This window comes from Variovorax sp. 10L426 (genome assembly GCF_056395305.1).
This window is the reverse complement of record NZ_JBFTJF010000024.1, coordinates 1-25,328: the sequence shown is the minus strand read 5'-3', so window position 1 is coordinate 25,328 and position 25,328 is coordinate 1. Positions and strand designations below refer to the sequence as shown.

General features: G+C 64.9%; 27 protein-coding genes. 11 read left to right on the top strand and 16 right to left on the bottom strand.

Features of this window, described 5'->3' with window-relative positions; genetic code table 11:
- Window positions 1-11: 11 nt before the first annotated feature.
- The 5 genes from AC1DHL_RS26400 to atzF all read right to left on the bottom strand — a co-directional run bounded on the left by AC1DHL_RS26400 (window position 12) and on the right by atzF (window position 5,101).
- Entirely contained in the window at window positions 12-1,127 is a 1,116-nt protein-coding gene (locus tag AC1DHL_RS26400; protein ID WP_478103641.1) for a BMP family ABC transporter substrate-binding protein, read from the bottom strand.
- Window positions 1,128-1,229: 102 nt separating this feature from the next.
- A complete protein-coding gene (gene hpxZ, locus AC1DHL_RS26395; protein ID WP_478163924.1) occupies window positions 1,230-1,610 on the bottom strand; it encodes an oxalurate catabolism protein HpxZ in 381 nt (126 codons plus the stop codon).
- 130 nt (window positions 1,611-1,740) lie between these two features.
- A complete protein-coding gene (locus AC1DHL_RS26390; protein ID WP_478163923.1) occupies window positions 1,741-3,165 on the bottom strand; it encodes an AtzE family amidohydrolase in 1,425 nt (474 codons plus the stop codon).
- Window positions 3,162-3,368: a DUF4089 domain-containing protein gene (locus AC1DHL_RS26385; protein WP_478103637.1), complete on the bottom strand. Its 207-nt coding sequence runs from the start codon at window positions 3,366-3,368 to the stop codon at window positions 3,162-3,164. Before AC1DHL_RS26385 ends, AC1DHL_RS26390 begins: the two co-directional genes overlap by 4 nt.
- A complete protein-coding gene (atzF, locus tag AC1DHL_RS26380) occupies window positions 3,365-5,101 on the bottom strand; it encodes an allophanate hydrolase (RefSeq protein ID WP_478163922.1) in 1,737 nt (578 codons plus the stop codon). The genes AC1DHL_RS26385 and atzF overlap by 4 nt, the downstream gene beginning before the upstream one ends.
- A 123-nt stretch (window positions 5,102-5,224) precedes the next feature.
- Here atzF and AC1DHL_RS26375 point away from each other — a divergent pair, with 123 nt between their 5' ends.
- The 7 genes from AC1DHL_RS26375 to AC1DHL_RS26345 all read left to right on the top strand — a co-directional run bounded on the left by AC1DHL_RS26375 (window position 5,225) and on the right by AC1DHL_RS26345 (window position 13,784).
- Window positions 5,225-6,595 carry an AmpG family muropeptide MFS transporter gene (locus tag AC1DHL_RS26375; protein ID WP_478163921.1) on the top strand — a complete coding sequence of 457 codons (1,371 nt, stop codon included), beginning with the start codon at window positions 5,225-5,227 and terminating at the stop codon, window positions 6,593-6,595.
- A 120-nt stretch (window positions 6,596-6,715) separates the two neighbouring features.
- Complete coding sequence (locus AC1DHL_RS26370) at window positions 6,716-7,909, top strand: beta-ketoacyl-[acyl-carrier-protein] synthase family protein (RefSeq protein WP_478163920.1); 1,194 nt, start codon at window positions 6,716-6,718, stop codon at window positions 7,907-7,909.
- Window positions 7,906-8,736, top strand: coding sequence for a beta-ketoacyl synthase chain length factor (locus AC1DHL_RS26365; protein ID WP_478163919.1), 831 nt, complete (start codon window positions 7,906-7,908; stop codon window positions 8,734-8,736). The genes AC1DHL_RS26370 and AC1DHL_RS26365 overlap by 4 nt, the downstream gene beginning before the upstream one ends.
- A 7-nt stretch (window positions 8,737-8,743) precedes the next feature.
- Entirely contained in the window at window positions 8,744-10,372 is a 1,629-nt protein-coding gene (locus AC1DHL_RS26360; RefSeq protein ID WP_478163918.1) for an NAD(P)/FAD-dependent oxidoreductase, read from the top strand.
- A gap of 116 nt (window positions 10,373-10,488) precedes the next feature.
- On the top strand, window positions 10,489-11,202 hold the full coding sequence (locus tag AC1DHL_RS26355; protein ID WP_478103629.1) for a response regulator: 714 nt from the start codon (window positions 10,489-10,491) through the stop codon (window positions 11,200-11,202).
- Window positions 11,203-11,209: 7 nt separating this feature from the next.
- Window positions 11,210-12,394 (top strand): ATP-binding protein, encoded by a 1,185-nt coding sequence (locus AC1DHL_RS26350; protein ID WP_478163917.1) that lies wholly within the window; start codon window positions 11,210-11,212, stop codon window positions 12,392-12,394.
- Between the two features lie 127 nt (window positions 12,395-12,521).
- A complete protein-coding gene (locus AC1DHL_RS26345; protein ID WP_478163916.1) occupies window positions 12,522-13,784 on the top strand; it encodes an O-antigen ligase family protein in 1,263 nt (420 codons plus the stop codon).
- Here the strand turns inward: AC1DHL_RS26345 and AC1DHL_RS26340 are convergent.
- Entirely contained in the window at window positions 13,750-13,962 is a 213-nt protein-coding gene (locus AC1DHL_RS26340) for a zinc-finger domain-containing protein (RefSeq protein WP_478103625.1), read from the bottom strand. The genes AC1DHL_RS26345 and AC1DHL_RS26340 overlap by 35 nt on opposite strands.
- Before the next feature lie 5 nt (window positions 13,963-13,967).
- Window positions 13,968-14,906: a branched-chain amino acid transaminase gene (locus AC1DHL_RS26335; protein ID WP_478103624.1), complete on the bottom strand. Its 939-nt coding sequence runs from the start codon at window positions 14,904-14,906 to the stop codon at window positions 13,968-13,970.
- 118 nt (window positions 14,907-15,024) lie between these two features.
- Here AC1DHL_RS26335 and AC1DHL_RS26330 point away from each other — a divergent pair, with 118 nt between their 5' ends.
- Window positions 15,025-16,014, top strand: coding sequence for a recombination-associated protein RdgC (locus AC1DHL_RS26330; protein ID WP_478103623.1), 990 nt, complete (start codon window positions 15,025-15,027; stop codon window positions 16,012-16,014).
- On the opposite strand, the gene AC1DHL_RS26325 is transcribed toward AC1DHL_RS26330, so the two are convergent.
- Window positions 16,011-16,496 (bottom strand): glycerate kinase, encoded by a 486-nt coding sequence (locus AC1DHL_RS26325; RefSeq protein WP_478103621.1) that lies wholly within the window; start codon window positions 16,494-16,496, stop codon window positions 16,011-16,013. The two genes, AC1DHL_RS26330 and AC1DHL_RS26325, sit on opposite strands and share 4 nt — an antisense overlap.
- Window positions 16,497-16,841: 345 nt before the next feature.
- Between AC1DHL_RS26325 and AC1DHL_RS26320 the strand changes: the two genes are divergently transcribed.
- Window positions 16,842-17,156 (top strand): hypothetical protein, encoded by a 315-nt coding sequence (locus AC1DHL_RS26320; RefSeq protein WP_478163915.1) that lies wholly within the window; start codon window positions 16,842-16,844, stop codon window positions 17,154-17,156.
- A 67-nt stretch (window positions 17,157-17,223) separates the two neighbouring features.
- Here AC1DHL_RS26320 and AC1DHL_RS26315 read toward each other — a convergent pair whose 3' ends face one another.
- Window positions 17,224-18,270 carry an alpha/beta fold hydrolase gene (locus AC1DHL_RS26315; protein WP_478163914.1) on the bottom strand — a complete coding sequence of 349 codons (1,047 nt, stop codon included), beginning with the start codon at window positions 18,268-18,270 and terminating at the stop codon, window positions 17,224-17,226.
- Between the two features lie 102 nt (window positions 18,271-18,372).
- Between AC1DHL_RS26315 and AC1DHL_RS26310 the strand changes: the two genes are divergently transcribed.
- Window positions 18,373-19,344, top strand: coding sequence for a LysR substrate-binding domain-containing protein (locus AC1DHL_RS26310; RefSeq protein WP_478163913.1), 972 nt, complete (start codon window positions 18,373-18,375; stop codon window positions 19,342-19,344).
- Window positions 19,345-19,510: 166 nt separating this feature from the next.
- Window positions 19,511-19,900, top strand: a complete 390-nt coding sequence (locus tag AC1DHL_RS26305) for a VOC family protein (RefSeq protein WP_478163939.1) — start codon at window positions 19,511-19,513, stop codon at window positions 19,898-19,900.
- Between the two features lie 7 nt (window positions 19,901-19,907).
- Here AC1DHL_RS26305 and AC1DHL_RS26300 read toward each other — a convergent pair whose 3' ends face one another.
- From AC1DHL_RS26300 to AC1DHL_RS26270, 7 genes are all read right to left on the bottom strand, one after another.
- Window positions 19,908-20,639 carry an HAD family hydrolase gene (locus tag AC1DHL_RS26300; protein WP_478103616.1) on the bottom strand — a complete coding sequence of 244 codons (732 nt, stop codon included), beginning with the start codon at window positions 20,637-20,639 and terminating at the stop codon, window positions 19,908-19,910.
- Window positions 20,636-21,025: a VOC family protein gene (locus AC1DHL_RS26295; RefSeq protein ID WP_478103615.1), complete on the bottom strand. Its 390-nt coding sequence runs from the start codon at window positions 21,023-21,025 to the stop codon at window positions 20,636-20,638. Before AC1DHL_RS26295 ends, AC1DHL_RS26300 begins: the two co-directional genes overlap by 4 nt.
- A gap of 73 nt (window positions 21,026-21,098) precedes the next feature.
- Window positions 21,099-21,659, bottom strand: coding sequence for a dihydrofolate reductase family protein (locus tag AC1DHL_RS26290; protein WP_478103613.1), 561 nt, complete (start codon window positions 21,657-21,659; stop codon window positions 21,099-21,101).
- A 16-nt stretch (window positions 21,660-21,675) separates the two neighbouring features.
- Window positions 21,676-22,488, bottom strand: a complete 813-nt coding sequence (locus AC1DHL_RS26285; protein ID WP_478163912.1) for an alpha/beta hydrolase — start codon at window positions 22,486-22,488, stop codon at window positions 21,676-21,678.
- Between the two features lie 23 nt (window positions 22,489-22,511).
- The gene (locus AC1DHL_RS26280) at window positions 22,512-23,384 is read right to left on the bottom strand and encodes a LysR family transcriptional regulator (RefSeq protein WP_478163911.1); all 873 of its coding nucleotides are present in this window, start codon (window positions 23,382-23,384) and stop codon (window positions 22,512-22,514) included.
- 31 nt (window positions 23,385-23,415) lie between these two features.
- Window positions 23,416-24,672, bottom strand: a complete 1,257-nt coding sequence (locus tag AC1DHL_RS26275; protein ID WP_478163910.1) for a type II toxin-antitoxin system HipA family toxin — start codon at window positions 24,670-24,672, stop codon at window positions 23,416-23,418.
- Window positions 24,662-24,931 carry a helix-turn-helix domain-containing protein gene (locus AC1DHL_RS26270; protein ID WP_478163909.1) on the bottom strand — a complete coding sequence of 90 codons (270 nt, stop codon included), beginning with the start codon at window positions 24,929-24,931 and terminating at the stop codon, window positions 24,662-24,664. Before AC1DHL_RS26270 ends, AC1DHL_RS26275 begins: the two co-directional genes overlap by 11 nt.
- Between the last annotated feature and the right edge of the window lie 397 nt (window positions 24,932-25,328).

Here is a 25,328-nt window from a genome sequence, read left to right as displayed (position 1 = left end):
CAACCTGGGGGTTAGCCGACCGCCCCGACAACACCTTCCACGAGGTAGTTCATCTTCTCCAGTTCGAGGTCGGTCTGTTTGAGCGTCTTGCCCGCCGGGATGACGACCGCACCCTTGTTGTCCTTCAGCGGCCCCTGGAAGATGTCGAAGCTGCCCGCGACCATCTTGGCCTTGAGATCGTCGGCGTTCTTCTTCGCGGCGTCGGTCACCATCGGACCGTAAGGCGACATCTTCACGTAGCCCTCTTTCAATCCACCGCGCAGGAAGTTCGGATGCGGCTTGCCGGCCTGTGCGGCATCGAGGACGGTCTTGTAGGCAGTCAGCCAGTTCCATTCCGCACCGGTCAGGTAGGCGTTGGGCGCGAGCTTGGCCTGGCTCGCGTGGTAGCCGCACACCATCTTGCCGCGCTTGGCCGCGGTCTCGACAACCACCTTGGGGCCATCGACGTGCATCGTGAACACGTCGCAGCCCTGGTCGGCGAGGCTGTTGGTCGCCTCGGCTTCCTTGACGGCCATCGACCAGTCGCCGGTGAAGATCACGCTGCAGGTGATGTTGGGCTTGACCGAGCGCGCGCCCATGGTGAAGGCGTTGATGTTGCGCAGCACCTGGGGAATGGGCTTGGCAGCGACGAAGGCGATCTTGTTGCTCTTGGTCATGTGCCCGGCGATCACGCCGTTGAGGTATTGGCACTCGTCGATGTAGCCGAAGAAGCTGCCGACGTTCTTCGGGTGCTTGCCTTCGGTCCAGAGACCGCCGCAGTGCGAGAAGCGCACATCCGGGTTCTTGGGCGCGACCGCCAAGATGTGCGGATCGAAGTAGCCAAAGGAAGTCGGGAAGAGCAGCGTCGCACCGTCCTGCGCGATCATCCCCGTCATCGTCTTCTGCACGGCCGCCGTCTCGGGCACGTTCTCTTCCTCAACCAGTTTGACGCCAGGCAGCTTCTTGAGCTCCGCCGCTGCTTGCGCGTGCGCCTGGTTGTAGCCGTAGTCGTCGCGCGGACCGACATAGATCACGCCGACGGTCAGCGGCTTCTGCGCGCCGGCGAGCGCGCTCCATCCGCCGAGCGTGGTCGCGGACGCGAGCGCGGCAAGTGACTTGAGGGAATCGCGGCGATTGAACTGGCTCATGGTGCTGACTCCTGGAGGTGTTGAAAGGGGTCGGAGGGCTGGTTGTCCTGTCTTGGATACAAGATGGTGTGCATAAACCGTACCAGCGGTTTCGGCCTGAAATCAGCCCAAAAGGCTCACGTGGGCCGCGACGACGCGCCAGCCTTGGGCAGTGCGCATCCATGTCTGGCTCTGGCGCCCCGTCTTTGTGCTTCCCTCGCGGCGGAATTCGATGTTCGCGGTGGCGAAGTCATGGCCGTAGGTGGTGATGACCGATCGCAAGACCTCACGGGCGAGCCCCTGCGACGGCCGCGATGCGCGGAAGGCCTGGATCTCGCTGTAGCCGTAGAGGTTTTCAGTGGCGCCATAGCGCAGCGTGTGCGGGCTGTCCCAGAACAACTCGTCAAGCACGTCGACCTTGTTGTTCACCAGCGCGTCTTCGTAGCGATCGAAGGCTGCGGTGACTTCAGCCAGCACCTCGGGCAAGTTGATGGGGTGATTCATTGACAACTTTCCTCAATCAGTGCGTCGAGCCACTCCAGGAATACCGCGGAACCGGCTTCGCCGGGCCGCTGGTATTGCCCCCGGCAGGGGGTGGGCGCCCGACACGAAGTGCGGGCAACCTGGGGGCGAGTCATAAGGTCGCGACGGGTGCCTGGGCCACGCCCGCGGATTCGAGCGCGGCGGCGATCCGCAGCACGAGGTCTTCGCGCCAAGGCGCAGCGATCACCTGGACGCCGATGGGCAGATCCGGATGCGCTCCCCACACAGGCACTGCGCACACGGGCAGGCCGATGCATGAGATGGGCTGGGTCAGCACACCCATGTTGGGACGGACTGGCAGACGCTGGCCGTTGAGCTCGAACCACTCGGCGCCGATCGGCGTCGCCGCGCAGGGCGTCGAGGCGGCAATCAGCACGTCGAAGCGCTCGAACAGCCGAGCCACCTGTTCGGCATAGCGTCGACGCACACGCTGTGCACGCGCAACCCAAGCCGCGGGCAGCAGCGCACCGGCGAGGAAGCGATCGCGCGACAAGGGCTCGAAGTCCTGCGGACGGGTACGGAGGTCAGGCAGATGCAGCGCTGCGCCCTCCGCATTGGTGATGAGAAAGGCGGCGGCGCGTCCGGCTTCGACCATCGGCAGCTCGACCGTGTGGCTTGCGCCCAGTGCTTGCGCGACAGCGTCGACGGCAGTCAGCGCCTCGGGCTGCGCACGGTCGCGAAAGTAGCCGCCCAGTACGCCGATCCGAAGCCCTTGCAGGCCGCGCACGAGTGTGGGCGTCGTGAGTTCCACGCCGCGCTGTGCGCACCCAGGATCGCGCAGGCCGAAGGGCTCCGGACCTTGCATCGCATCGTAGGAAAGCGCCAAGTCGCGTACCGAGCGCGCGAAAGGCCCGAGATGATCGAGGCTCGACACGAAGGGATAGCTGCCGGTGCGCGGCAGACGGCCGAAGGTCGGCTTCAGTCCGAAGACGCCACACAGCGACGCCGGCACGCGGATCGATCCGTTGGTATCGGAGCCCAGCGAGAGTGGCACCTGCCCTGCCGCAACGGCCGCGCCGGACCCGCCCGACGAACCGCCGGCGATGCGCGACAGGTCATGCGGATTGCGCGCCGGACCTACGTGGCTGTTTTCCGTGGTGAAGCCGTAGGCGTACTCGTCCATGTTGAGCGCGCCCACCAGCACCGCGCCAGCGCTTTCAAGGCGACGGACGAGCGCCGCATCGCCTCGCGCCGGTTGGCTCTCGCGTTCGATCTTCGAGCCGGCGAGAGTCGGGAGGCCGGCGATGTCGAAGAGGTTCTTCACCGCGAAAGGCACGCCGAGCAACGGCAGCTCGCGCGTGCGGGCACTCTTGTCCGATGCCAGTGACGCGTCGACTTGCGCCGCTCGCCGCAGCGCGCGCTCGCGGACCACGTCCGTGAAGGCGTTGACGCGTCCGTCCGTTGCGTCGATGCGATCCAGGCTCGCCTGGACGAGCGCAGTCGCGCTGACCATGCCGGCGCGCACCGCCGCTGCCATCGCCGATGCATCGCGACGCAGGAATTCCGCTGCGGTCATTCCTCCTTCTCCTTCGGCGAGACCGGCGCAAAACTCACCGCCGCTTCGTCATGCGGATCGAGCGGCACGGCTTCGACGATCGCGGCGAACTCCGCGGCGAGCCCGAAGTAGCGCACGACCCCGGGCCGATGATCGGGGCGCAGCCGCAACCCCAATGCGGCAGAGGCCGCGTCGACATAGGCTTCGATCTGTGCCGGCGTCATGGCTGCACCTGAGAATCAGAGGTGTCGCGCGAGGCGATGTAGGCGCGCCATCCGCCGTGGTGCGTGACGTCCTCGGCATCGGCCACGGCGAGCGCTTCGCAAAGAAAGCCTTGTACGCTGCTCCCGTCGGCGAGCGCGAGACTTCCGATGCCCAGCGGCGCCGGAATGAGCGCAACGAAGCCGCCGTACTGCGCGAGCGGCATCTCCCAGATTTCGACAGCGATCGCTGCGCCTTCGCCGGACGGCACGCGCAGGAGGCCGGGCTTCGGCGGTACCGTGCCGGGCAGCGCAAAGAGGCGGTATTCGGGCGCCGTGTACGTGGCGTGCAGCAGGCGAGCGCCCCTTTCGGTCAACTGGCCGTTGAGCGGCATGCCCGACAAATGGGCACCGACGACCGCCACCTTGGTCACAGCCGGCTGCGCAACGAGCGGCAGCGGCGCGGGCACCGGCATCGGCTCGTCGGTCGCGCCCAGCGGCAGGCCCGTGGCATGGTGAAAGCGCTGGCCGAGCTCGGCAAGCTGGAAGTCGCTGCCGCAGCGACCGATCAAGGTGATGCCGAATGGCAGGCCATCCTCCCGCATGCTCGACGGCACCGAGATCGCTGCATAGTCGAGCAGATTCACGAAGTTGGTGTATTCGCCGAAGTTGCGATTGAGACCGACCGGATCGGCCTGCATCGCTTCGATCGTGTAGTGCGTCGGCGCGGTCGGCACCATCAGGACGTCCATGTCGTTCCAGATGGCGGCGGCGCGTTGGCCCAGCGCCTGCAGCTTCACGCGTGCATCGACATAGTCGGCCGCGCTGTAGCGCCGTCCTTGGGCGATGATGCCGCGCACGGGCTCGATCACCTCGGCCTCATGGGCGTCGAAGAAGTCGCGCACGGCTGCGTAGCGTTCAGCCACCAAGGCGCTGTCATAGAGCAACGCTGCGGCCTCGGCCAGCGGCGCATAGTCGATCTCGACGGGCGTGCCTCCGAGCGCCTTCATCTGTTCGACGGCGCGGGCGAAGGCCTTGGCGGACAGGGCATCGCCGAAGAACCGGAGCTTCGACGGAACGCCGAAGCGAAAGCTTCTCGGCAGCGGCTGCGTCTTCAGCGCGAGGTCGCGCGAATAGGGGTCTTCCGAATCAAAGCCCATCGCCGCCTGCAGCACGCGGGCAGCGACTTCCACCGTGCGGGCAAATATCGACACGCAATCCACACTCTGCGCCGCAGGCACCACGCCGCGCGCGCTGACGAGGCCGCGCGACGGCTTGATGCCGACGATGTTGTTGAGCCCCGCCGGCACACGTCCGGAGCCGGCCGTGTCGGTGCCGAGCGCGAAATCGACCTGCCCCGTCGCCACGGCATAGGCCGAGCCGGAACTCGATCCGCCCGACACATAGCGCGCATTGAAGCTGTTCGGCACCGCACCGTAGGGCGAGCGCGTGCCACTCAGCCCGCAGGCGAACTGGTCCAGATTGGTCTTTCCGAGCACCGCTGCACCGGCATCGAGCAGACGCTGCACCGCCTGGGCGTGTGCGGTCGGCGTCCGCTCGAAGGCGGGGCACGCCGCCGTGGTGGGCACGCCGGCCACGTCGATGTTGTCCTTGACCGCAAAGCACAGGCCGGACAGCGGGCCGGTGTCCACACCGCGCAGCAGCGTGTCGAGGCGCGTGATCCACGCCCGCGCGGCGATCTCGTGGGTCTGCGGATCCTTGGTCTTGCCTTCGGGCAAGCCATCTTCATGCACCATCGTTAAGCATCCTGTCTTGTGTACAAGATGCCTTGCAAGCCGTATGCCAGCGTTTGCCAACAGCCGGACCGTCGCCTGCGCGAGACATGCGGGAATAATGAGAGGCCTCAACGACACCTCTCCATGCCCGCACCACCGGCTGCCGAAGCCTCTCCTTCCCCGCCCTGGCGCGACGCGCTCAAGGTCTACCTCGAACCCGCCACCCTGCGCATGCTGGCGCTGGGCTTCTCTGCCGGCCTGCCCTTGCTGCTGGTGCTGGGCACGCTGAGCTTTCGCCTGCGGGAGGCCGGCGTCGACCGCACCACGATCGGTTTCCTGAGCTGGGTCGGCTTGGCCTACGGCTTCAAGTGGGTCTGGGCCCCTCTGGTCGACCGACTGCCCATCCCCCCGCTGACCACGCTGCTCGGGCGGCGACGGGGTTGGCTTCTGCTGGCGCAGATGGCTGTGATCGCCGGGCTTTGCGGCATGGCCTTCAACGATCCGCGCGACGGCCTGCCGCCGCTGGTCTGGTGCGCGCTGCTGGTCGCCTTCGCCTCCGCCACGCAAGACATCGCGCTCGATGCCTTCCGTATCGAATCCGCGGCGACGCGCAAGCAGGCCGCGCTGGCGGCGGCCTACCAGACCGGTTACCGGCTCGCGATGATCTGGGCGGGCGCGGGCGTCCTGTGGGTCGCAGCGTGGGCCGAGGTGTCCGGCATCACCGGCTACCAGAACGCGGCGTGGAAGTTCGCCTATCTCGTGATGGCCGGGTCCATGGCCGTGGGCGTGATCACCGTGCTCCTGTCGCCTGAACCCGTGCGTACCGTGCTGCCTCAGCCGAAGACCGTCGGCGCATGGCTGGAAAGCGTGCTGATCGAACCCTTCGCCGACTTCATCCGCCGCTACCGGTGGCAGGCCGTGCTGATCCTCTCGCTGATCGCCATCTACCGGATCAGCGACGTGGTGATGGGCATCATGGCCAATCCGTTCTACGTCGACATGGGGTTCACCAAGGACGAGGTTGCGACGGTCAGCAAGATCTACGGCGTGATCATGACGCTGGCCGGCGCCTTCGTGGGCGGCGTGCTGTCAATGCGGCTGGGCGTGATGCGGGTGCTGATGCTCGGCGCCGTCCTGAGCGCCGCGAGCAACCTGCTCTTCGCGGGACTGGCCACGCGCGGGCACGACCTGACCGCGCTCGTCGTCGTGGTGTCGGCAGACAACCTGGCCGGAGGCATCGCCTCGGCGGCATTCATCGCCTATCTCTCAAGCCTGACCAACGTGAGCTATTCGGCCACGCAGTACGCGTTGTTCAGTTCACTGATGCTGCTGTTGCCGAAGTTCATCGCCGGCTATTCGGGCGCGTTCGTGGACGCCCACGGCTACAGCGCCTTCTTCATTGGCACGGCGATGCTGGGCGTGCCGGTGCTGTTCCTGGTGGCGCTGGCGTCGCGGTCGTACAGCAATGGCAAGGCAAAAGCCCCTGCTGAGTCCACCGGCTCGGCGCCGTCCTGACCCAACGCGGCCCGCCAGCCCGAGCCCAGCCGCGGCATTCACTGACGTCCGACCCCGGGAGCTTGCTGTTAGGCTGTGCAGTTTTCACGCTGCCGTCTTCGGTACACACCTTTCTTCATCGTGTCACCTTCACGCATCCCCCCACTGCACATCAGCGCCTTCACGGCGACGTCGTCCGTCGGCGCCGGCAAGGCATCTCTCCTCGCCGCGCTCGAACAGTCGCGCAGCGGGCTCCGCGCCAATGACTTCGGCCCGACGCCGCTGCCGACTTGGATCGGACGCGTCGACGGCCTTGAAGAGCTGCGGCTCCCCGAGCACCTCGCGAGCTGGGATTGCCGCAACAACCGACTGGCGTGGCTGGGCATGCAGGCCGACGGCTTCATGGAGGCCGTGGCCGATGCATCCAAGCGCCATGGCCCCGCGCGCATCGCGCTGATCCTGGGCACATCCACGTCAAGCATCGGCGAAACTGAGGCGGCCTACACACGGCTGGATGACGGCGCGTTCCCGATCGACCAGCGACGCCCGAAGGTCCATACACCGCATTCGCTCACGATGTTCGTGCAGGAGGCGCTAGGCCTCGAAGGGCCTGCTGAAACGATCTCCACCGCCTGTTCGTCAAGCGCCAAGGTGTTCGCATCGGCCGAGCGCCTGATCCGTCTCGGGCTGGTCGATGCGGCCGTGGTCGGGGGCGTCGACACGCTCTGCGGCAGCGTGCTCTTCGGCTTCAATTCGCTCGAACTGGTCTCGCCTGAACCGTGCCGGCCCTTCGACGCCAACCGCAACGGCATCAGCCTCGGCGAAGCCGCGGGCTTCGCGCTGGTCGAGCGCGGTCAGGGCAAGCTCGAACTGTTGGGCTATGGCGAAGCGAGCGACGCGCACCACATGTCCACGCCTCATCCCGAAGGACTGGGTGCCGAGAAAGCGCTCGACGATGCGCTCGCGCGCGCCGGCCTGAAGGCAGAAGCCATCGACTACATCAACATGCACGGCACGGCCAGTACCAAGAACGACGAAGTCGAAGGCGCGCTGGTCGCGCGGCGCTTCCCCGAGACCACCCACGCCAGCTCGACCAAGGGATTCACCGGCCACACACTGGGTGCGGCAGGCATCGTCGAAGCCGTGATCAGCCTGCTGGCGATCGAAACGGGCCTGAAGCCCGGCACCGTGAACACCACCACGCTCGACGCCGAATGCGGCCCGCAGATCAAGCTGAAGCCCGCACGCGGGGAAGTGCGCTACGCGCTGAGCAATTCCTTCGGCTTCGGCGGCAACAACTGCTCGCTGATCTTCGGAAAAGGAGCAGCGGCATGAATGGCGCAAAGACTCCCACCCTCTACATCGAAGGCCCCGCCTTCTGGGCGCCGACATTGCCTGGCTGGGACATTGCCAGCGCCGTCTTTCGCGGCGAGGCAAGCCCGGCCGATCCGCCGGCCAAGCGGCCGTCGCCGCAAGTCCTCGCCCCGGCCGAGCGCCGCCGCGCGCCCGACACCGTGGCGCTGGCGCTCGAGGTCGCGACCGCAGCGGTCGCCGGCGCGGGTCGAAACGCCGCCGACCTGCCCTGCGTGTTCGCATCGGCGCACGGCGATCTGGGCATCAACGACTACATGTGCAGCACGCTGGCCGCCGATCCCAAGTTGCTGTCGCCGATCAAGTTCCACAACTCGGTGCACAACGCCGCCGTGGGCTACTGGACGATCGGCACCGGCTGCATGGCCGCGAGCAATTCGCTGACCGCCTACGAAAGCACCTTCGCCGCCGGCCTGCTCGAAGCCGCGGCGCAATGCGCCGCAGACCAGCAGCCTGTGCTGCTCGTTGGCTACGACATGCCTGCCGTGGGCGCGCTCGCTTCGGTGACGACCAGCCGCGGCCTGCTGGCGGTGGCCCTCGTCGTTTCGCCGACACGCACCGAGCGCACCGTGGCCGCGCTCGAATGGTCGCTCGCCACCGGACCGGCGACGACGCCCGCGCTGCGGAGCGACGCCGCGCGCGCGCTCGATGCCAATGCGATGGCCGACGCACTTCCCTTCTTCGAGGCACTGGCGCACGACGATGCCGAATCGCTCAGCCTGCCGCTGTCTGCCAAGCTCTCGCTGCAGCTTCAACTGCAACCCACATTGCAACTCGAAGGGCAAGGCTGAGGGTCTCATGAGCATGCCGCCCTCCGAACACGACGTCGTGATCATGGGTGGCGGCCTTGCCGGGCTCACGCTCGCGATGCAGCTCAAACAGCGCTTCGCCGACCTCGACGTCGTGGTGCTGGAGCGCCGGACCCATCCGGTGCCACACGCCACGCACAAGGTCGGCGAGTCGTCGGTCGAGATCGGCGCGCACTACTTCGACACGGTGCTCGGCCTCAAGCCACACATGCACGGCGCGCAGCTGCGCAAGTTCGGATTCCGGTTCTTCTTCAGCGAGGGCCGGCGCGACATCGAAAACGTCACCGAGATCGGCGCCAGCCGCTATCTCTCGGTGCCCAGCTACCAGATCGACCGCGGCATCTTCGAAAACTTCCTGGCCGAGGAAGCGTCTCGCCGGGGTGTGCGCTTCATCGACAGCGCGACCGTCCGCCGGATCGAACTGGCCGAAGACGCGCACCGCCCGCACCGGATCGAATGGGCGCGCCACGGCGAATCGCATGCCATTCATGCCCGCTGGCTGGTCGATGCTTGCGGGCGGGCCGGCATGCTCAAGCGCAAGCTCGGCCTGGCACAGCCCAACGCGCACGACTGCAATGCCGTGTGGTTTCGCATCGGCGAGCGCATCATGATCGACGACTGGTCCGACGACCCGGAATGGCGCGAACGCTGCGAACCGCGGGCACGCTGGCTCTCGACCAACCATCTGGTGGGCGCGGGCTACTGGGTGTGGCTCATTCCGCTGGCATCGGGCTCCCATTCCGTCGGCATCGTGGCGGACCCGCGCATCCACCCGCTCGAGCGGATGGACACCTTCGACAAGGCGATGCAGTGGCTCCGCACCTGGCAGCCGCGCCTGTACGACGATCTCGACGAAAAGCGCCATCTGCTGCAGGACTTCGCCTTCTTCCGCGGGTTTTCGTATGGCTGCAAGCAGGTCTTTTCCGGCCAACGCTGGGCGCTGACGGGCGAGGCCGGCCTGTTTCTCGATCCGTTCTATTCGCCGGGCAGTGACTTCATCGCGGTCGGCAACACCTACATCACCGATTTGATCGCGCACGACCGCGCCGGCCACGCCGTGGATGCGCGCGCACAGCTCTACGACCAGATCTACCACTCGTTCTATGAGAGCACGCTGGCGCTCTACACCGACCAGTATTCGCTCTTCGGCGATCCCGAGGTACTGCCGGTCAAGGTGATCTGGGACTACACCTACTACTGGGGGGTGCTGTCGCAGATCTTCTTCCAGCATCGACTCACCGACCTGGCACTGCTGGGCCGCCTGCGCGAAGAGCTCCAGCATTGCCAGCGACTCAATGTCGCCATGCAGGAATTCTTGCGTGCGTGGTCGGGCGTGAGCTTCCGCCGCAATCGGCCGCTGATGCTCGATCAGGCAGCGCTGCCTTGGTTTGCCGAGCTCAACCGCTGCCTCACGGACCGGCTGGACGATCGTGCCTTCGAAGGCCGGATGAGGGATTCGGCGCAGCAGTTGCGCGCACTGGCGGCCGAGATTCTGGAGCGCGCTACCCGCGATCACCCTGAACTCGCCGCGGAAGGCCTGCAAGCGGCACTGGACGAAAGACCGCATGCCATCGGCCCCGAGATCCCGCGCGAACCCATGCTTTTCGCGTCGGGATGAAAGCCGCCGCCACGACATTTACCCAACTTTACGAAGCGTTCAAGCCTGCTTGGCGGCGCAGGAAGAACCTAGCAACATCAAACGCCCTACACCGAGGCGCGCACGAAGGTTGACCCATGAGTACCCCCCAACTCCTGATGATCGAAGACGACACCCGGCTGGCCCACATGGTGGGCGAGTACCTGACGCAGTCGGGTTTCGGCTTCAGCCACGCCGCTGACGGCGGCAGCGGGCTCGAGATGCTGCAGCAGCGCAGCCCCGACCTCGTCATCCTCGACCTGATGCTGCCCGATACCGACGGGTTGGAGATCTGCCGCCGCATCCGGGCGTTGCCCAACGGGCTCGCCAAGGTCTCGGTGCTGATGCTCACCGCCAAGGGCGATCCGATGGACCGCATCATCGGCCTCGAGATCGGCGCCGACGACTATTTGCCGAAGCCCTTCGAACCGCGTGAGCTGCTCGCCCGCATCCGCGCCGTGCTGCGCCGCCGCGGCGAAGGCGCGGCCGATTCGAGCGCACCTTCGGTGATGCGCTTCGGCTCGCTCGAAATCGATCGCAATGCGCGCACGGTCACCGTCAGCGGCGATCCGGCGGACCTCACTTCCTACCAGTTCGACTTGCTGACCGCGATGGCGGAGCGCGCCGGCCGCGTGCTGACGCGCGACCAGATCATGGAAGCCGTGCGCGGCCGCGAGCTCGAAGCCTTCGACCGCTCGATCGACGTGCACATGGGCCGCATCCGCGCCGCGATCGAGATCGACGCCAAGAATCCGAAGCGCATCCTCACCGTGCGCGGTGTCGGCTACGTGTTCGCCAAGCAGCAAGACTGAACCGTCGATGCTCCTGAAGCTTTACCAGCGTCATCTCTACGTCCGCATCTGGCTGGCGGTGGTCGCGGGTGTCTTCATCCTCACGCTGACCGCCAACTGGATCGTGCGAGAAGCCGCCGAGTACGAACGCGAAAGGCTGGCGCCCGTACCGCGCGACGTCGTGGTGCTGGACGACCAGGACCGTGCCATCGGCGGCGGCAAGGCCACGCGCGTGCCGGGCCAGGGGCTGGAGTTCGACGTGACGCTGAACGACGGGCGCTCCCTCACGCTGCGGGTCGCGCCACGCGATCGCCCGCCTCCGCCGTCCGCTTTGGCACCATGGCGCTCGCCATTCGGACTGGGCTGGATGGTCGCGCTGGTTGGGGTGGCCGTCGCGCTGGGCGTCTACCCGATCGTGCGGCGAATCACCAAGCGGCTCGAAGAGCTGCAGCGCGGCGTGCAGCGTTGGGGCGAAGGCGACCTCTCGGTGCGCATCGCCGAGGACGGACAGGACGAGGTGGCCGATCTTTCCAATCGCTTCAATGCCGCCGCGGCCCGCATCGAGCAACTGGTGCGCTCGCACAAGTCGCTGCTCGCCAATGCCTCGCACGAGCTGCGCTCTCCGCTCACGCGCATCCGCATGGGCCTGGAGCTGATGGGCGAGCGTCCCAGCCTCGCCGCGCGCGACGAAATCTCGCGCAATATCGGCGAACTCGACCAGCTGATCGACGAGATCCTTCTCGCGAGCAGGCTCGACGCCAAGGAAGCCGACATGGGCACAGTCGAGACCGTGGACCTCACCGGCCTCGCGGCCGAGGAATGTGCGCGCGTGGACGCCGATCTCGATGTGATCGACGGCACCGATGGCGACGTGCTCACGGTGCGCGGCGTGCCGCGCCTGCTGCGCCGTGCGATCCGCAACCTCCTGGAAAACGCCCGTCGCTACGGTGCCGGCGAAACCAGCGTGGAACTTGGAAGCCGCAACGGCGCGGCGGAGATCCGCGTCAACGACCGCGGCCCCGGGGTGCCTGCGGCGCTGAGGGAGCGCATCTTCGAGCCGTTCTATCGGCTGCCTGGCGCCAGCGAGAGAAACGGCGGAGTCGGCCTTGGCCTGGCACTGGTCAAGTCGATCACCGAGCGCCACGGTGGCAATGTACGCTGCGAAGACCGCCCGGGCGGCGGCGCGAGTTTCGTCATCACACTGCCGCACTGATTGGCTCGCCCCCAGGTTGGCTCACTTCGTGTAGCCGCCCACCCCCGGCCGGGGGCAACACCGGCGGCCCGGCGGAGCCGGTTCCGCGGTGTTTCTCGAACAAGTTACCTCTCTAGAATCGCGCCCCATGCAGAGATCGAACATCGTCCGTCCCGCAGCCATGTTCTGGGGGCTGACTGTGTTCATGCCAGTCGGGGCCACCTATGCGGCGGCGGTTTTGCTGCTGATCACGTTGTTCTGCGCCGGCGGGCTGCGTGAACGCGCGGCGCGGCTTCGCGCGAATCCGTTGTGGTGGCCCGTCGTGATCTACGTGGCCTGGACGCTCATCGTGCTGGCTGTCGGGCGGCACTACCCGCAGACTGGCTCGAACCTGGGCCATGGACTTCGCATTGCCGCCACGGTTCTGATGGCGCAGGCGCTCACTCGCGACGAAGCCCTCTGGGCACTGCGCGGCTTCTGGCTCATCGGGCTCGTGAACTTCGTGCTGATCGCGCTGTACTACACGGTGGGACTGCCGGTGCTGGAAGTGTGGCGCGGGGTGTTGATGCCGGTCGGCAACAAATCCATCAGCAACGCCCTGCTCTTCACCATCATGGGCGCAACGGCCGCGGTGTACGGCATCCAGGCGATCCGGGAACACCAGTTTGTTCGGCGGGCACTGCCGGCCTTTGCGCTCACGCTGGTGGTGGCTGTGGTCATCACGCTCGCGCTCGTCTCGCGCACCTCGCTGCTTGCGTTGATCCTGGCGATCGCGGCGGCCTGCGTGCACCAATGGCGCAAGCAACTCGAAGTGCTCGCGATCGCGATCGCGCTGGTCGCCGTAGTGGCAGCAGTCGGCATCTGGAACACGCCTTCAGTCCAGCAGAAGTTCGAGCTGGGCCTGCAGGAACTCGAAGCCGCACAGGCGGGCGCGGTGTCAGAAGGCAGCTGGGTGGTGCGCTACTACATGTACCGCGACACCGCGCGCATGATCGAGGACAAGCCGGTCATGGGCTGGGGCATCGGCGGCTGGACAGAGCAATGGCACCTGCGCGGACCCAAGCTGCTGGCGGACTACAACATGCCGCACAACGACTTTCTCTGGATGGGCTCGCAAGCCGGCATCCCGGGCTCGCTGAGCCTGCTCGCGATCATTCTCACGGCGCTGTGGGTTGCGTGGCGACGCAACGACCTGGCCGGTTGCCGGGCCTTTGCCGCCATCCTGATCATGCTGATCGCGACAAGCCTGAACTCCGCGCTTCGTGATGCGCAGATCGGGCTGTCGCTCCTGTGGGTGACGATGGTTTACCTGCGGCTCGCGCAGGAACCGGGCGATGCCTGGCGCGAGCTCGTGCCGCGCCGGATCGCCCTGAAGCTCAGTGGTGGTGACCCACCGCCTCGCCCGCTTTGAGACGGTAGACCGTGCCGCAATAAGGGCACTTGGCTTCGCCGGTCCGGGCAACGTCGAGATAGACCTTCGGGTGCGCGCTCCAGAGCGGCATGTCGGCCTTCGGGTTCGGGCAGAACACGCCGCCCTGATCGTTCAGGTCCTTGGCGAGCAGTTCGATGACGGCTTTGGGAGACGACATGGTTTTTAGATCTTCGTGAGCCAGTGGGCGTACTTGGGGTTGCGTCCGTTCACGATATCGAAGAACGCGTTCTGGATCTTTTCGGTGACGGGGCCACGCGAACCCTTGCCGATCTCGACGCGGTCGAGTTCGCGGATCGGCGTGACTTCGGCCGCAGTGCCAGTGAAGAAGGCTTCTTCAGCGATGTAGACCTCGTCCCGCGTGATGCGCTTCTGCACGACTTCGATGCCGAGGTCCTTGCAGATGTGCAGGATGGTGTTGCGGGTGATGCCGTTGAGCGCGCCGGCCGACAGGTCGGGCGTGTAGACCACACCACCCTTGACCACGAAGATGTTCTCGCCCGCGCCTTCGGAGACGAAGCCGCTTGCGTCCAACAGCAGGGCTTCGTCGTAGCCGTCGTCCAACGCCTCCATGTTGGCCAGGATGGAGTTGCTGTAGTTGCTCACCGCCTTGGCTTGCGTCATCGTGATGTTGACGTGATGGCGCGTGTAGCTCGACGTCTTGACGCGGATGCCGCGCTTCATGCCTTCTTCGCCGAGGTAGGCACCCCAGGACCATGCGGCGACCATCGCGTGGATGCGGTTGCCCTTGGGGCTGACGCCGAGCTTCTCGGAGCCGATCCACACCAGCGGGCGCAGGTAGCAGCTGTCGAGATTGTTGGTGCGCACCACCTGTTTCTGCGCCTCGTTGAGCTGTTCGGGCGTGAACGGGATCTTCATGCGCAGGATCTTGGCGCTGTTGAAGAGGCGCTCCGTGTGCTCCGCCAGGCGGAAGATCGCCGTGCCGTCGACCGTCTTGTAGGCGCGCACGCCTTCGAAGACACCGCAGCCGTAGTGCAGCGTGTGGGTCAACACGTGGATCTTGGCTTCGCGCCAGTCCACGAGATCACCATCCATCCAGATCTTGCCGTCACGGTCGTCCAGTGCGGGGGGCAGCGCGCTCATGTTCTAGGTCCTCAGGCGTTTGGGGGTAAGTCGCAAAAGCTTTCGATTTTACGACCGCGACCGTCGGCGCCGCACCGACAATGCTCAGCTTTGCCAATCGCCAGAGAAAAGGGTTTCAGTGTCCGTCTTCAAGAATGTCATCGTCTACCGCATCGAGCCTACGTGGTCGCAGTCGCTCGATCAGGTCGAGAAGTGCCTCGATGCGCAGCGCTTCGTCCCCTGCAGCCCTTCGCAGGAGAAGTCCACCGGCTGGGTCGAGCCTCGCGGCGAAGACCACGGCCCGCTCGCCGAATCGATCGGCGGCCAGTGGCTGCTCGAATTCATGGTCGAAAGCAAGACGCTGCCGGCCTCGGTGGTTCGCCGCAAGGTCGACGAGCGCGCCGCGCAGATCGAAGCCACCACCGGCCGCAAGCCCGGCAAGAAGGAAAAGAAGGAACTCAAGGAAGACGTCACGCACGAGCTGCTGCCGCTGGCCTTCACGCGGCACGCACGCGTGGCGGTGTGGATCGATCCTGCTGCGCGCCGGCTGGTGGTCAATTCGAGCAATGCGGCACGCGCGGATGAAGTCGTGACGAACCTGGTGAAGGCGCTCGACGGCTTTGCGGTCGCGCTGATCAACACGCAGGTCGAGCCTGCCGTCGCGATGTCGAACTGGCTGTCGACCCAGGAGCCGCCGGCCGGCTTCACGATCGACCGCGAATGCGAACTCAAGGCCAGTGACGAATCGAAGGCCGTGGTGCGCTATGCCAAGCATCCGCTCGACATCGAGGAAGTGCGGCAGCACATCGCCGATGGCAAGCGACCGACCCGCCTTGCGATGACGTGGGACGACCGCGTTTCATTCGAGCTGACGGAAGGTCTGCAGATTCGCAAGATCGTATTCCTGGAAGGCACGCTCGACGACGCGCCGGCCTCGGGCAAGGAAGACAACTTCGACGCGGACGCCGCGATCGCGACGGGTGAACTCGGCCAGTTGGTGCCCGAATTGCTCGACGCGCTGGGCGGTGAAATGCAACTGGGCGCGGCGACGGTCAATGCAGCGCCTGCGGCCGTCAAAGCCACGCCAAACGCGGAAGAAGCGCTGGCCGACGAGTCGGCGCCGTTTTAAACGGGCGGGCGCAGGGCGTCCGTCGCGCCGGGCTTCACGGCGTCGGCGCTGGGCGCATCCGCCTGCGCACCATCGTCCTCGACCGTCTCTGGCACCTCCGGCCGCACCATCTTCCATTCGGTGAGCTTGCCGCCGACGAAGGTGGCATCGACCCACGAGCCGCCCGCGTCGGTCCAGCGGAACACTTCGGGCTGGGTGTCCTTGGGCGTACGGAGTTCGCCGATCGCGCGCGTCATCGCGACCACGTGCAGCAGGGTCGCCTTCGGCTTGAGCTTCGCGTTGAGCATCACGGCGCTCGCCACCGAGCCGATGGGCCGGTCGGCCGCGCGCCTCAAGACCGTGATCGCGCGATTGATATTCAAAAGAACGAACATGATCATGGCGCCGGCGGCAAGCGCCACGCCGGCCCAGCCATAGCTGCGATAGGCCCCGCCGATCAATACGATGCCAACGATGGGGACGAGGATCTTGCCGAAATTCATGGGGCCGATTGTCGCGCGACTTTTTTCCGAGGAGCCCGGGCGGTGCGGCACGTCGCCAAATGAGACAACGACATCCGTCTTCCTCTTACATCCACGCCGAAGAAAACACAAAAAAGTACGGAAGGAGGAATCCTCTTCATGACGAAGTACTGCGACGCGTGTCACTCGGCGAACATCGATCGTGCCAAATATTGTTGCTATTGCCACGGCAGGTTTTCGGGTGTCCGCTTCGGCGCTCACACAACTGCCGGCGCCCCCTCCGATTCACTCCCGCCACGTGGCAGATCGCGACTGCCGTCGACGCCAGCAAGAAGACGGGAGCGAGCGCGCAGCACTTCACCGGCCATGCGCGCAGGCTTGCTGTTGATCTTTCTCGTGTTGCTGTTCGGGCCTTTCACGCATTGGAATTCCGACGCTTCCCCCGAGCGCTGGTCGTCGGTCAAGAGTTCGGTCGCCTCCGCATGGAATTGGTCCGCCGCATCCATCGCCGACACCATCAAGCCGCTCCTGACGAGCATGTCGCCGAACGGGCAGACAGAGCCAGAGCCCGATGCCGCACCCCTGACAACCGCCGCTGCGCCAGCGAAGCGGAGTGACGATGCTGGAGGCAAGAGTTGCACCGACGCGCAAGCGGCGCTGTCTCTGTGCCCCAAGCATTAGCAGAAGGTAGTTGGTAGAGCTTCAGCCGATCGGTAAGCCACGGCGAGGATCGGCGCATTCATGTTCGTCAGTGCCCCGAGGCCAACGCCACGACGGCGTCGACGAAAGCCTGCGGCGCCTCCTGCGGAACGTTGTGACCGGCCTGCACCACTCGGTGCGTACGCGGCCCGCTGAACTTCGCCGCCTGCGCCTTGCCGTCGCTGGCCGGCACGATGCCGTTGGTCGCGCCGTCCATCGTGATCGTCGGAACGGTGATCACCGGCTGCGTGGCGAGCCGCTTTTCCCACTCGTCGTACTTCGGCTGTCCGGGCTCCAGGCCAAGGCGCCAGCGATAGTTGTGGACCACGATGTCGACGTAGTCAGGGTTGTCGAAAGACGCCGCGCTGCGTTCGAAAGTCGCTTCGTCGTAGTCCCACTTCGGCGAGTTGTTCGTCCACAGGATTTTGGCGATGTCGCGCCGGTTGGCCTTCAGGCCCGCGCGGCCGCGCTCCAGCGCGAAGTAGTACTGGTACCACCAGTCGTGTTCGGCCTTCGCCGGCAAAGGCATTCCGGCAGCAGCGAGATTGGTGACGATGTAGCCGCCGACCGTCAGCAGCCCCAGGCAGCGCTCCGGCCACAGCGCCGCGATGATGCAGGCCGTGCGCGCGCCCCAGTCGTAGCCGACCATCAAGGCGCGGTCGATGCCCAGCGCGTCGAGCAGCGCGATCTGGTCCAGCGCGACGGCGGATTGCTGCGCATTGCGCGGCGCCGACGGGTCGAGAAAGCGCGTTGTGCCGTGACCGCGAAGGTGCGGCACGATCACGCGGAATCCGCGCTCAGCGAGCAGCGGCGCGACGTCGGCATAGCTGTGGATGTCGTAGGGGTAGCCGTGCATCAGCAACACGGGCGTGCCATCGCGCGGGCCGGCTTCGTAGTAGCCGACATAGAGTTGGCCGGCGCGGATCTGACGGATCGGTTCGAGCCTTCGTGGCGCGGCGCCCGAGCCTGCGACGGGCTTCTGCTGCGATGGCGTCGCTGCCTGGGCGAAGGCCGGAAGCAGCGATTCAGCGAGGGCGATCCCGGCGGCTGCGCTGCCCAGGAAGCTGCGGCGTTGAAGTTTGAAGGATTCGGACATGGCGTTCTCCGTGGTGCGATGGAACGGATTCTTTGCCTTTGCCATCGTTCGACCAATAGCAATCTGTTGACTACTTCGTTGCTCGTTGAGCAACACTACGCCATGCGCGAAATCAACCAGAAACGACTGAGGTACTTCCGTGAAGTCCTCACCCACGGCTCGATCCGGGCCGCAGCGGACAGCCTCAACACCGCACCATCGGTGATCACCCGACAGGTGGCGTTGCTGGAAGAGGAACTCGGGCTGGACCTGTTCGAGCGGCAGGCCCGGGGCGTCGTGCCGACCGATGTCGCCCAGCACTTGCTCGAATACTGGCGCGGGTGCCAGGCCCATCAGGAGCAACTGGCCGAGCGGTTGCGCGCGGTCAAGTCACTTGAAGCCGGCACGGTCAGGATCGTCGCGAGCGAGGGCTTCATCGACGGCCTGCTGGATCAGGTCGTCTCGGCCTTCTGCGCCGCGCACCCGAAGCTGGACGTCGTGGTCGATGCCGTGCCCGCCAATGAACTCGTGCGCGCAGTCGTCGACGACGAGGCGCACATCGGCCTCGCGTACAACCCGCCTGCCGAGCCTCGGCTCGAAGTCGTCGCAACTGCAGCCGCGCCGGCCAAGCTGCTTGTTCGTGCTGGCCATCCGCTCACGCGGTTCGGCGGGCCGCTGCATCTGCGGCAGATCACGGGATATCCGCTGGGACTCATGCCGGCGGGCTACGGCGTCGGGATCCTCGTCGAGTTGCTCGAATACGCCGAGAACGTGAAGCTGCATGCGACCCTGCGCAGCAACTCGGTGGCAGCGCTCAAGCGATTCGTGCGGACCACGGATGGGGTGACCTTCATCGGCGCCGGGCTGGCTGCGGCGGTGGAGGTCGATGCGGGGCATCTCGTGGCGCTCGATCTGGCGCACCCGCTTTGCCGGTCGGCGCAAGTCAAGCTGATCGTTCGCGGTGGTCGGCCGTTGTCGATTGCGGCGAGCAGCTTGCTTGGCGAGATTCGGGAAAAGTTCTCGGTCTTTCAGGGGCCGGGCCGGCGAGCACGAAGCACAGCACCAGCGCGCACGAAGTTGCCTGCGCCCAGGTAGGTGCTTCCCTCGACCTCCATTCATCAAGAATCGAGGAGCTCAGCAAGAAAATATATCGCTTTCGGTTATGAGAGCCATTCCTTAGAGTCTGGCTACCTGAACTCTCGCCGCGATGACTCTCATGACCACGCCCCACACACCGATTCCGTTTCACCTCGCGTTTCCCGTGCGGGACATTGACGAGGCCCGCGCGTTCTATGGCGAGCTGCTGGGTTGCCCGGAGGGCCGAAGCGCGCCCGAATGGGTCGACTTCAATTTCTACGGCCACCAGATCGTGGCGCACCTGGCCCCCGATGAATGCGGCCATCATCAGCACAGTGCCGTCGACGGGCACGACGTCCCGGTGCGCCACTTCGGCGCCGTGCTCCCGATGGACCAGTGGCAAGCCATGGCCGACAAGCTCATCGCACGCAAGACCCCATTCGTCATCGAGCCCTACATCCGGTTCAAGGGCGAACCGGGCGAGCAAGCGACGATGTTCTTCCTCGACCCTTCGGGCAACGCCATCGAGATGAAGTCGTTCGCGAACCTGGATTCGTTGTTCGCCGTGGCGTGATTGGTGATTACCTTGAGGGCGTGCTTCCCGAAGCGCCGCTTCGCATGCGGGTCGCTGCGCGCATCGCGTGGTTCACCGCCTCCGGTGAGCCAAAGTCTTCGAGCTTCACGACGTCAATGCCCTTGAAGTTGTCGCGCTCGTTCGTCACCCCCACAAATGCGACGCGAGCTTCTCGGGCTGCGTCCAGGTCACCAAGCGAATCGCCGAAGAACACGATCTCCTCATTGGGATGCTGCTTCGAGATTTCCGCCAGAGCCTTGGCCTTTGGGGTGTGACTCCCGTAGACCCCGGCGAAGCAGTGAAGGAGGCCATTCCGGACGAGCTGGTCGCGTACCTCCTCTTCCGGAGCCGTCGAACTGACATAGAAGGCATGGTCGCCCCTGGCAGCGAACGCCTTGATGCCCTCGACAAGCGGCGCGACAGCGAGCGACGCCTCAAGGCTTTTCGCATATCGCGCAAGGTACTGAGCCAGTCGTTCCTGTGTGGCCTCGACGCCGACGATGGTTTCGAGTATCGCCATCAGCTTGTCGCGTCGGGCAACGCCGCCGTTGTCGAGGATGTAGGCATCGATGGCCGCACACTTGTCCGGGTAGTCGGCGAACAATGCCAGCATTGACCTGTGCTTGACGAAGTTCGATCGGATGATCACGCCGTCGAGGTCAAGGACAACCACAGGCTTTCTGGTTGGATGGCTGCTCTCCAGCCCAGCTCCGGAGTCGACCCTCGCCTGTTCCGTCACGCGGTGATCTCGATTCGGTTGCCGTCCGGGTCGAGGACGACGCTCTCGTAGTAGCCGTCCCCGGTTCTTCGAGGACCGTCAAGCACTGGATATCCGTCGTCCTTCAGGCGCCGCGTGAGTTCGTCGACGAGCGCCTCCGACCCCAGCGACACCGCGAAATGCGTCAAGCCCATACGCTGAGCACCCGGCTCGATGGCGACAGGGCGTAGCGAGGTCGTCTTCATGACCTCGATGCGCGCCCCTTCCTTGAAGCTGAGGAAACAAGACTCGAAGCCCTTCGACGCGTTGATGTAGCCGCTGCCGGCAATGGCGCCGAAATATCGCGTGTAGAACTGCTTGCAACGCTCAAGGTCATCAGTCCAAAGGGCAATATGCTCGATGCGCATTGGATTCCTGTTCAACACTCAATCCTGAATTCTTCGAGGCCATGACGGAGGAGTTCTCTGATCGACCAGGAGATCACATATCACCCTTGCGCACTTCATAGCGCAACTCGACCATGCCAATGCCCATCTGGCGGACAGACACCAGGCGCAGAACCGGGTTCAGCACTCTGCGCGGGAAAAGCGGCTTCCCCTTGCCGAGCGTGGCCGAACCAACCTGGACAACAAGTTCGTCCAGCAACCCAGCATCGTAGAACTGACCCGCGAGATCTCCGCCTCCAACGATCCAGATGTTTTGGGTTCCAGCAGCGGCTCGCATTGCGGCATGCGCATGTCGCACATCGCCATTGACGAATCGGATGTTCCCACCTTCGATGGTTGGAAGCTTGCGACTCGAGAAGATCCAGGCTGGCTGAGCATAGGGCCATGTCGAGCCAGTCTCAGCGGCAACCTTTTCTGCGTTGCGCACCATCCACTCGTAAGTCGCCGATCCCATTGCCAACGCACCCACATTGGCGATGAACGCCGGATAGCTGGAGGCATTCAAGTCGCCAAGCGGAAACAGCCAGTCGAGCGAGTCATCCTCGGTCGCAATGAACCCGTCGAGACTTGTTGCTGTGAAGTACTGGGTTTTCATTCGCGCCTCGTGCTGTTCAGGGGCCAAGGAGAAATTCCACGGTCTTCGTCCACCAACCATGGTCCAGGTGCGCCTGCCAGTTGTTGTGCTCGGCACCTTTGACCAAGGTCAATCTCTTGGGATCGGGTAGTGCCTCATAGAGTGCCCGCCCGAAGGTTGGCGGCACGACACTGTCGCGCTCCGCAATGACGACCATGATCGGACGACCGAAGTCCCGCAGGTTCGTCTCGCTGTCGTAACGATCGCGCAGTAGCCATCGAACAGGCAGCCACGGGTAGTGATACGCCGCCACGTTCTCCAGGCGGTTCCATGCCGTGATCAGCAGCAGTCCTGCGACCCGGTTCCGCTGCCGCCCAGCCGCTGCCGCCGCGACGCCAGAGCCCAAGGACTCCCCGACGATCATGAGCGGTGCGCCATACATCTCGTAAGCCAGCCTGATCGTCTCATCGGCATCGTCCACGAGACTGGTCTCACCGACGCTGCCATCCCGCGGGCCATACCCTGGGTACTCGGCAAGTATGACGCGCAGGCCATGCGCCTCGAGTGTTTCTGCGTAGTACGCGCGATCGCCCGCATGGCCTGCATTGCCATGGAAAACAATCGCCGTGCCACGCTTCGAGCCAGCGGAATCAGCGATCAATCCGCGGAATTCGCCGGCTGAAGGCCAAGGTCGAAGACCGGCAGACGCCAAGTCTGAAATCCCGGCCTTTGCGGGATGGTAGAGGAGGTGATCTTGAAGTGACACGAGGGCGAGGACGGGGGCGACAAGCGCTGTCAGAAGGAGAAGGCCGCACCACACGATCCGAGAAATGATTCGTGCATTTTTCATGTGAATCCGTCTGTGCGGAAGCCCTATCGCGCCTCGGCGGCCTCTCGCAGACACTCCGCGAACTGCGCGACGACGGGCGGGCTGGCCCGGGGCTTGCGTCTGAGCAGGCCGATCTCGCGGTAGAACGTCGATTCCCCCAACGAGATCGCGCGCACGCCCGGCGGCAGCGGAAGGTGCGCCTCGACCAACGGCACCAGCGCGACGCCCAAGCCCTTCGATGCCAGATGGATGAGTCCCGATATTTCATCGATCTCGATGGAATCGTGGACCGCAAGACCCTCGCGGCGCAGGAATCCTTGCACCAGCCGCCCGCCGAACGAGGCGCGGTCATAGCGAAGGAAGGGCTGCGACTGGATGAGCGTTCGCCAGTTCCTTCCCGGCACGGTCTTGGGTGCGATGAGGACATAGGGCTCGTGCACCAGGGCCTGCCATGTCAATTCAGGCAGCACGCCGAACGGCGGCCGGATGATCAGGGCCGCATCGATTTGTCCGGCGTCCAGATCGTCCATCAGGCGCATCGACACGCCGGGCGACACATGCACGAGCACCTGCGGAAGCGCCTTGCGAAATCGTTCGAGCGCACGCGCCAGAAGCGTCGGTTGCGCCGAAGCAATGGCCCCGATGCGCAGGAGCCCGCGCGTGGACGTGTCGCTGGGTGGATCGCCGAGCTTTGCGTAGAGCGCGCAGATTTCCTCCGCACGCGCGAGCGTTGTTTGACCTGCCGCGTTCAAGGTGGCGGACCGCCCGGTCCGGTCGAAGAGTTCGAAGCCTAAGGCTTCTTCGAGTCGCTTGATCTGGCTGCTGACCGCTGACTGCGTCAGGCCGATGCGATCTCCCGCGGCCGCAAAGGTGCCATGCTTGCACACGGCAATGAATGTCTGGAGTTCGCTGATCACCGATCGAGCATCTCAAGGATCGATGCTTGGGTCAACGATGCATCGACATTCGTTGTGGTCTGGCGTATCGCATGCCCTCTTCCCAAGTGCCCTTCATCTTCGCAAGGAGTTCTGTCGGCACCCGCGCATCGCCTTTGGCCTCTTCGAGGATCTGGTGCATAGCCCCGGCAATGGCTTCGAGCACGCGAGCAGGCTGGCTCACGCCGCAAACCCGGCGGCCGAAATCGTGGAGCTCTTCGGTGGTCGGGTAGGCCTTGGTTCGATGCCTGCCTGCGAAAAGCTTGAGCGCCAGCGTACGGTCCTCGAGCTCGGGGCCTCCTTGGTACTGCGCGTACTTGTAGATGGAGGTTGTCACAACGTCGAACATCGGGGCGAGCCATACCTCGGCAGAGGAGCGGTACAGCACGCCGAAGTTCTTCAAGTGCGCGTCGCCATTGCGAACCATGATGGAAAAGGCTACCTGCTGGAAGAACCGGTGCAAGTTGTCGCTGTGCAGTTGCAGCTGTCGCAACAGCTCGGCGATCCGTTGGTAGCTGCCTTGGTACTTTCTGTCCGACAGAACGTCACGTACGCGCAGGCCTGCCAAGGCGGCGACGTCCTCGAAGCCGAGCCGCTCAATGCGGCCGCCTTCGTGGGCCACCAAGTCGAATCGGTCCAGTATCAGCATCTGTCCATCGTCGGAGAGGGCGAACGAGGGGACATCGATGCCGGCGCTCCGGGCCGCGCTCAAGCACAGGTACTCATTGGCGGCCAGTCCCGGGTAAGCCGCGCTGGCAGCTTTCACGATGAGCGATGGGATGGGGACCGTCGGGCGGTCCGGGACCATGATCTTGGGTTGCATACCTGCAATCCCGGCGCCGGTACTCAGATAGGCGGCCACCAATTCGTTGAAGATCTCCGGCGTATAGCGCGTCTTGAGCAGTTCTTCCTTGCTCAGCGTCCGTGGTGCCGCAGGAACCGGCAACTCCGAAAGGCTGTATCCCAGCCGGCCGATGCCGTTGCGGCCGACCAATGCCAGCAGATGCATGGGCGTCATCGGCTGCTTGGGAAACAGCGCCCGAATCTTCATGAACAAGTCGCCCTCGGGCAGGTTCTGGTCCATCGGGGCGAACAGGTCGCCGTCTTGCCAGGTCAGGCGCTCGAGCGGTGACATCAGCAAGGCCACTGTCGGCTGCTCAGGGTCCGGACTCAGATAGCGGAACTCGTAGGTCGAGGTTTTGAGCAGCTGTCCCGCAAGCTCGGCGTCCCCGATCGAGACCGAGAGGGCACGAATTTTTTCAGGAAGCATCGTCCTCTTCCTGGAAGCGGCGTGCGACCTCTTCGGCCGAAGGCAGACCGACTCGCTTCAGGCTCATTCCCAAGCCCAGAGCGCCCAGCACGGCCATCAGGGACGACACGGTGGTGTCTTCACCGGCCTCCAGCCGGTAGATGACCTCCCGAACCTTTCCGGCCTTCTCGGCGAGTTCAGACTTGCTCATTCCCAGAGCTTCGCGGCGCTCGCGTAGCTGGCGGCCAAGTTCGTCAGGCAGACGTGCGATGTCAGTCATAGCTGACAATTGTGACCATTCGACTCGTGATTGCAAGCCATAGCTTCCGCATCCTTGTTGACCCACCGCCCGGCAAAATGCAAGCTTTGACTTGCAAAATTCAGCAAGAGTCAGAATTTGTCAGTCATGGCTGACACTTGTCGACGAATGATCGCCCAGAAAGACGGATAGTTTCTCAGCACGGCAATTTCTCACGTTATGCCCCGCTCATTCGCAACGATCGGGCGTCTCAAAACCGGAATGAATGGCTAGCCCGGATATTTCATCAGTAGGCCGATGTGGCGTTGACCGAACCTGGTGGCGGACATTGAGCGCGGTCTTGCGTCCAGTGTGAGCTACTGGATGGAGTCGCGGCTGTTTTTAGGCACACGACCCCCTTACCCCCGTTGTTTGTCAG

Excerpts from the sequence above, each read along its gene's own strand:
- AC1DHL_RS26365 (WP_478163919.1), top strand. The coding sequence starts at position 7,906 with ATGAATGGCGCAAAGACTCCCACCCTCTACATCGAAGGCCCCGCCTTC.
- hpxZ (WP_478163924.1), bottom strand. The coding sequence starts at position 1,610 with ATGAATCACCCCATCAACTTGCCCGAGGTGCTGGCTGAAGTCACCGCA.
- AC1DHL_RS26335 (WP_478103624.1), bottom strand. The coding sequence starts at position 14,906 with ATGAGCGCGCTGCCCCCCGCACTGGACGACCGTGACGGCAAGATCTGG.
- AC1DHL_RS26290 (WP_478103613.1), bottom strand. The coding sequence starts at position 21,659 with ATGAAAACCCAGTACTTCACAGCAACAAGTCTCGACGGGTTCATTGCG.
- AC1DHL_RS26375 (WP_478163921.1), top strand. The coding sequence starts at position 5,225 with ATGCCCGCACCACCGGCTGCCGAAGCCTCTCCTTCCCCGCCCTGGCGC.
- AC1DHL_RS26360 (WP_478163918.1), top strand. The coding sequence starts at position 8,744 with ATGAGCATGCCGCCCTCCGAACACGACGTCGTGATCATGGGTGGCGGC.
- AC1DHL_RS26275 (WP_478163910.1), bottom strand. The coding sequence starts at position 24,672 with ATGCTTCCTGAAAAAATTCGTGCCCTCTCGGTCTCGATCGGGGACGCC.
- AC1DHL_RS26350 (WP_478163917.1), top strand. The coding sequence starts at position 11,210 with ATGCTCCTGAAGCTTTACCAGCGTCATCTCTACGTCCGCATCTGGCTG.
- AC1DHL_RS26340 (WP_478103625.1), bottom strand. The coding sequence starts at position 13,962 with ATGTCGTCTCCCAAAGCCGTCATCGAACTGCTCGCCAAGGACCTGAAC.
- AC1DHL_RS26400 (WP_478103641.1), bottom strand. The coding sequence starts at position 1,127 with ATGAGCCAGTTCAATCGCCGCGATTCCCTCAAGTCACTTGCCGCGCTC.
- AC1DHL_RS26320 (WP_478163915.1), top strand. The coding sequence starts at position 16,842 with ATGCGCGCAGGCTTGCTGTTGATCTTTCTCGTGTTGCTGTTCGGGCCT.
- AC1DHL_RS26310 (WP_478163913.1), top strand. The coding sequence starts at position 18,373 with ATGCGCGAAATCAACCAGAAACGACTGAGGTACTTCCGTGAAGTCCTC.
- AC1DHL_RS26390 (WP_478163923.1), bottom strand. The coding sequence starts at position 3,165 with ATGACCGCAGCGGAATTCCTGCGTCGCGATGCATCGGCGATGGCAGCG.
- AC1DHL_RS26295 (WP_478103615.1), bottom strand. The coding sequence starts at position 21,025 with ATGCGCATCGAGCATATTGCCCTTTGGACTGATGACCTTGAGCGTTGC.
- AC1DHL_RS26345 (WP_478163916.1), top strand. The coding sequence starts at position 12,522 with ATGCAGAGATCGAACATCGTCCGTCCCGCAGCCATGTTCTGGGGGCTG.
- AC1DHL_RS26315 (WP_478163914.1), bottom strand. The coding sequence starts at position 18,270 with ATGTCCGAATCCTTCAAACTTCAACGCCGCAGCTTCCTGGGCAGCGCA.
- AC1DHL_RS26285 (WP_478163912.1), bottom strand. The coding sequence starts at position 22,488 with ATGAAAAATGCACGAATCATTTCTCGGATCGTGTGGTGCGGCCTTCTC.
- atzF (WP_478163922.1), bottom strand. The coding sequence starts at position 5,101 with ATGGTGCATGAAGATGGCTTGCCCGAAGGCAAGACCAAGGATCCGCAG.
- AC1DHL_RS26325 (WP_478103621.1), bottom strand. The coding sequence starts at position 16,496 with ATGAATTTCGGCAAGATCCTCGTCCCCATCGTTGGCATCGTATTGATC.
- AC1DHL_RS26385 (WP_478103637.1), bottom strand. The coding sequence starts at position 3,368 with ATGACGCCGGCACAGATCGAAGCCTATGTCGACGCGGCCTCTGCCGCA.
- AC1DHL_RS26270 (WP_478163909.1), bottom strand. The coding sequence starts at position 24,931 with ATGACTGACATCGCACGTCTGCCTGACGAACTTGGCCGCCAGCTACGC.
- AC1DHL_RS26355 (WP_478103629.1), top strand. The coding sequence starts at position 10,489 with ATGAGTACCCCCCAACTCCTGATGATCGAAGACGACACCCGGCTGGCC.